This is a genomic window from Streptomyces sp. NPDC054813 (assembly GCF_053611365.1).
This window is the reverse complement of record NZ_JBSHAF010000065.1, coordinates 1-5,080: the sequence shown is the minus strand read 5'-3', so window position 1 is coordinate 5,080 and position 5,080 is coordinate 1. Positions and strand designations below refer to the sequence as shown.

General features: G+C 69.4%; 6 protein-coding genes and 1 pseudogene. 2 read left to right on the top strand and 5 right to left on the bottom strand.

The window, feature by feature from the left end:
- Positions 1 to 336: 336 nt before the first annotated feature.
- The 4 genes from ACWGJB_RS49705 to ACWGJB_RS49690 are packed head-to-tail and all read right to left on the bottom strand — an operon-like array spanning position 337 to position 3,407.
- Positions 337 to 1,470, bottom strand: a complete 1,134-nt coding sequence (locus tag ACWGJB_RS49705; RefSeq protein WP_453386620.1) for an epoxide hydrolase family protein — start codon at positions 1,468 to 1,470, stop codon at positions 337 to 339.
- Positions 1,471 to 1,492: 22 nt separating this feature from the next.
- Positions 1,493 to 2,482: an MFS transporter gene (locus ACWGJB_RS49700; RefSeq protein WP_453386619.1), complete on the bottom strand. Its 990-nt coding sequence runs from the start codon at positions 2,480 to 2,482 to the stop codon at positions 1,493 to 1,495.
- Positions 2,473 to 2,748, bottom strand: coding sequence for a hypothetical protein (locus ACWGJB_RS49695; protein WP_453386618.1), 276 nt, complete (start codon positions 2,746 to 2,748; stop codon positions 2,473 to 2,475). The genes ACWGJB_RS49700 and ACWGJB_RS49695 overlap by 10 nt, the downstream gene beginning before the upstream one ends.
- Positions 2,745 to 3,407 carry a TetR/AcrR family transcriptional regulator gene (locus ACWGJB_RS49690; protein ID WP_453386617.1) on the bottom strand — a complete coding sequence of 221 codons (663 nt, stop codon included), beginning with the start codon at positions 3,405 to 3,407 and terminating at the stop codon, positions 2,745 to 2,747. The genes ACWGJB_RS49695 and ACWGJB_RS49690 overlap by 4 nt, the downstream gene beginning before the upstream one ends.
- 158 nt (positions 3,408 to 3,565) lie before the next feature.
- Here ACWGJB_RS49690 and ACWGJB_RS49685 point away from each other — a divergent pair.
- Positions 3,566 to 3,721, top strand: a pseudogene (locus ACWGJB_RS49685) (IS701 family transposase); the annotation flags it as partial.
- An 80-nt stretch (positions 3,722 to 3,801) separates the two neighbouring features.
- Here the strand turns inward: ACWGJB_RS49685 and ACWGJB_RS49680 are convergent.
- Positions 3,802 to 4,530, bottom strand: a complete 729-nt coding sequence (locus ACWGJB_RS49680) for an SDR family oxidoreductase (RefSeq protein ID WP_453386616.1) — start codon at positions 4,528 to 4,530, stop codon at positions 3,802 to 3,804.
- A gap of 75 nt (positions 4,531 to 4,605) precedes the next feature.
- Here ACWGJB_RS49680 and ACWGJB_RS49675 point away from each other — a divergent pair, with 75 nt between their 5' ends.
- The gene (locus ACWGJB_RS49675) at positions 4,606 to 4,983 is read left to right on the top strand and encodes a MerR family transcriptional regulator (protein ID WP_453386615.1); all 378 of its coding nucleotides are present in this window, start codon (positions 4,606 to 4,608) and stop codon (positions 4,981 to 4,983) included.
- Positions 4,984 to 5,080 lie beyond the last annotated feature (97 nt).

Genomic DNA, 5,080 nt, shown 5'->3' with positions numbered 1-5,080 from the left:
ACCCCCCCCCCGCCCCCCCCCCCCGCCCCCCCCCCCCCCCCCCCCGCCGGGGGGGGGGCCCGGCCCCCCCGGGGGGGGGGGGGCCGCCCCCCCCCCCCCCCCCCCCGAGCCCCTGAACTGCATCAACAGACCACTCGACTTGTCATGCAAGGACCCGACACAGGCACTCACCGTTCGTACGGCACCACATCATCCACGGCCGGTACTCCTTCCAGGTTCCCGACCTGCCCGGTGGCCTGCGGTCCCTGCGGGATCCGGACGCGGACGACGACCGGTAAGTCGATCGGCTCAGGCGCGTTGGCACAGAGGCTCAAGAACTCTCACATGTCTCGGTGTTCACCGGTGTGCGCGGAAGAACTCGGTGAGGTCGTGCGCGAGGAGTTCGGGTTCTTCGTGGGCGGCGAAGTGTCCGCCACGGGGCATGCGGGTGTACCTGGTGATGTTGTACGTGCGCTCCGCCCAGCTGCGGGGCGGCTGGGTGAGGTCGGCCGGGAACAGGGCGAGGGCCGTGGGCACGTCTACCCGCTCAACCCTCCGCGTCAGCCCTTGGGCGTATTCGTAGTAGGGGCGGAAGGAGGTCGAGATGGTGCGGGTGAACCAGTAGAGCGACGCCTGCGTGAGGAGGAAGTCGTCGCTGAACCGGGACGACAGGTCACCACCGCAGTCGCTCCACGCACGGTACTTCTCGACGATCCAGGCGAGCAGCCCGGTCGGCGAGTCGGCCAGAGCATAGCTCAGCGTGAGAGGGCGGGTGCTCTGTTGGTGCAGGTACCCGCCTTCTTCCGCGGACCACACCGCGACGGAATCGAGGTACTCCTGCTCCTCAGGGGTGACACCGGCCGCGTCGTAGGCGACCGGGCTGGCGATCGCCATCAGATGGATGCCCATCACGGCCTCGGGGTGAGCCTCGCCAAGCCGGGAGGTGATGCCGGCACCCAGGTCGCCCCCGTGCGCGACGTAGCGCTCGAAGCCGAGTTCGTCGTGCATGAGGCGGTGCCAGATCTCATGTGTCTGCGGTGGCTCGGCGAGCAAGGGCCGCTGAGGTGAGAAGGCGAATCCGGGCAGTGAGGGGACGACGACGGTGAACGCGTCGGCGGCGTCGCCCCCGTACCGCGACGGCGTGGCCAGCCGGCGGGCGAGGGCGGTCAGTTCGAGGAAGGAGCTGGGCCACCCGTTGGTCAGGACGATCGGCAGGGCGCCGGGGTGCTCGCCGTCAAAGCGGAGGTATTGGACGGGCGTTCCGTCGATGTCAGCAAGGTGGGACGGCAGGGCGTTGATGGTGGCTTCGTGGACACGCCAGTCGTAGTCGGACGCCCAGTAGGCGACGAGGCGTCGCAGTTCGCCGGGGTCGGTGCCGGCCTCCCATCCGCCGGCGGGCCAGGCGGTCGGCCAGCGTGTGTGGAGCAGTCGTGAGCGCAGCTCGTTCACCTCGGCCTCGGTGACGGCGATCACGGGTGTCTGGCGGGTCACAGGAGTCTCCAAAGTTTCGTTCTCACATGACAGTGGTGCGTGCCTGAGTGGCGGAGCCGGTCTGCGTGCGCTCATCGGGGGACCGGCGGGTGGCACCGGCGATCACAGCGGACAGGGCCATGAGGATCGCGATGACGAGCAGGGCGTGCCCGATGGTGGTCTGGTTGCCGAGGAAACCGATGAGAGGGGGTCCGCTGACGAACCCGCAGTATCCGATCGAGGTGATGACGCTGACTCGGCCGGCGGCACGAGCGGGCTCGTCGGCCCCGGCACTCATGCTGATCGGAAAGCCGAGCGCCGCACCCAACCCCCAGAGCAGTGTTCCGGCGAACGCCATGCCGGTGGATGGCCCGAGTGCGAAGACAGCGACTCCGGCGGTGGCGGAGGCGGCGGCTGTTCGCAGGACAGTGACCCGACCGAACCGTTCGAGGACCGCCGGCCCGAGCCAGCGGCCAGCCGTGAGCGCGGCCAGGAACGAGGCGTACGCTGGTGTGCCGATCGTGGCGGTGACGTGGTGGCGGTCGATGACCGAGACGCTGACCCAGTTGCTACCTGCCCCTTCCGCGACCGCGAAGGCCAGTGCGACCAGCCCGACCACCACGGTGCGGGGCTCTCTCCACGCGCCCAGGCCCGGGCGGGACACCTTCACCTTCGGCGGTGCTGCGCTGCGGCGCGCGGCATGCTCGGGCAGAAAGTGTCGTGCGGCCGCGGGTATCGCCCCGGCGATCACTGCTGCGGCCGCGGCCACATGGATCCCTACCGGGACCTGCAGGGCGATCATCAGCACGCCGACCGCGGCACCGGCGACCGTACCGAGGCTGAACGCGGCAAAGAAGCGTGGCATGACGGGCCGGCCAAGCTGCCGTTCGACGGACGCGGCGTGCACCGTCATCGCGACATCCCAGAAACCCGTCGCCGCGCCGAGCAGGAACAGCCCGGCCACCAGCAGGGACGTTGAGAAGGTGTATCCGAGCGCGATGACGCCAAGGCTCGCGCTGACGATTAGGGCCACGGCGGTGACGGCCGGCGGGGGCCGATGCGTGTGACGACAGGTCCCGGCAGAGGCAGCACGATCACACCGCCGACGGCGATGGTGAGCAGCAGGAGTCCCAGGGACGCCGGGTCGAGATGCAGCTGCGTGCGGACCTGCGGAAGCCGGGAGGACCACGTCGACCCGGCGAGCCCAAGACCGGCGAAGACCGCGTAGGTCGCCCTCGCGCCGGCCGTCACCTCCCGCGCTGTCGGCGCCGTCGGGACGGCGACAGACGTTCCGGTCACGATCCCGGCCGGCCGACTGGGCCGAGCGTCTGGTCGATCGCGTCCCGTGCCCTCTCGCGCGACTTCGGCGAGGTCGTGAGCAGAGCATGCATGATCATTCCCTCAAGCAGGGCGTCCAGCCGGGCGGCGCTGTCCGGGCCGATGAAACGGGCCAGAACAGTGCGGCTGTCCTCCGTCCATGCCTGAGTCAGGGCTCGTAGTCCAGGGTCGCGGAGCGCCGCCAGGTGCAGCTCGAAGCCGAGGACCGCACTGCGGTGCCTGGTAGGGCCTCCGTGGACGAGATCGACCAGGACCTCAATGAATTGCTCGTGTGTCTCGACACCCTCGAACAAGCCCTCGAACACCGCGGACTGCACCTCGACGTGCCGGGCGAACGCCTGCGCCTGAAGATCGGTCAAGCTGGCGAAGTGATAGGTGATGGACCCGAGCGGCACGCCCGCTCGGGCGGCGATGTGCCGATGCGTCGTCCCGGCCACCCCATGCTCCGCAATGACGTCGAGGGTGGCGTCCAGGATGTGCGTCTTGCGGCCGGGGTCATTGCGACGGGTCCGCCGCCGCCCACCACCCGATCCGGCGGAGGCCCGGCGCTCACCGTCGGCCGCTTCCTTGGCCGTTTCACCTGCGGGAGGATCCGCCAAAGGCGACTCGATGTGCGACATGCGTACAAACATACAAGCCTTAAGAACAGATGTACAAATGAATGGATGCTCGCAGCCGCCACGCCGCGGCATCACACCTGTACCTTCGGCATACACACAACCGGCCGCTCGCCATGGTCTGCGGGCCGGACGGCTACCCTCACGCTCGCCTCAGCCCCGCTCTCACCTGCAACGAAATACAGCGACTATTCGCCCTGCCCGCCGCATCCCCGAACGGCCAACGCGACCATCGCCTGCGCTGGTCCCTATGGCGTCGTCGACACCAGGCCCGCGCCCGCGACTGCCACTACCGCCGACGCGAGGCCACAACATGAGGATCCACAACTGCGGATGGAGTATTAATTGACTGAGCTCAGAAGCAACCGACCGAAGTCAGTGCGGCCCGAGGGGCCCCTCATGCCGCCGTTAGCGCCGCCAGGGCGCGGTCCATCGCGGCGTTGAATTCTTCCGGCGTCAGCGGCAGCCGGGACTTGACGTCCCGACTCCACTGGTCGGCGAGGACCTCGGCGGAGCCCGCCTCGACACCGTCGAGCGCCGCGTCGGCCAGGTCCGACGGCGCGATCTTGGCCACGGGCCAGCCCGCGGCCATGTCGGTGTCGGCCAGGCCGAGGTGCACGGCTGTCACGAGTGTGCCCTGCTCGGCGAGTTCCAGGCGGACGCCGTTGGTCATGGCCCAGGCGGCGGCCTTGGTCAGGTGGTAGGCATTGGCGCCCTTGCCCCCGAACCATGACATGGCGGAGAGGACGTTGACGATCGCGCCCCCGCCGTTCCTGGCGAGCGCCGGCGTGAACTCCCGGATCATTCCCAGGTGGCCGAACATGTTGGTCTCCAGCTCGTGCCGTACCGCGTCCAGCGAACCGGTCACCAGGTCGGTCCCCGTCTGGATCCCCGCGTTGTTGATGAGCAGCGAGACGTCCGGGGCGGCCTCGGCTGCGGCCCTCACGGATGCGGGATCGGCGATGTCGAGGGGCAGCACGTCGACCCCCGGCAGGTCCACGGTCTCCGGTCGGCGGGCCGTCGCGTAGACCTTGCGGGCGCCCCGTTCGAGCAGGCGCTGGGCGAAGGCGCGGCCCAGGCCGCGGTTGGCTCCGGTGACAAGGGCAACTGAGTTGTTGATGTCCATGCCCGGTACGCTAAAACCTGACGTCAACGTCAGAGGCAAGTGCTGGTCATCAGGGCCGGGGCGAGAGGAATCACCGTGACCGTCACAGAGGCCGCGGCCGAGCGACTGATCCGCATCGGCGAGGTGGCGCGGGGTGCCGGCGTCTCGGTACGCGCCGTGCGCTACTACGAGCAGCAGGGGCTGCTCATCGCGGAGCGCAGCCCGTCCGGCCAGCGCCTCTACCGGCAGGACGCCGTCACCCTGGTGCGCTTCTTCCAGCAGATGTTCGCCGCCGGCCTGACCAGCCGAAGGATCGCGGAACTCCTTCCGTGCTGGGACTCCGGGCACACCGACGCCGAGCAACGAGCCATGCTGCGCGCCGAGCGGGACCGCATCCAGGCCAAGATCGACGACATGCAGGCTGCCCAGGACCGCCTCGACGAGGTCATCGCGATCACGGACACGCACCCATAGGCGGTGTCGCACCACCTGGTTGATCCATCGCTACGCTGATCACGTCGCGCCGGCGGTCATCGCCACGAGCTCGCCCAGCACCTCGCGCTCGATGTCG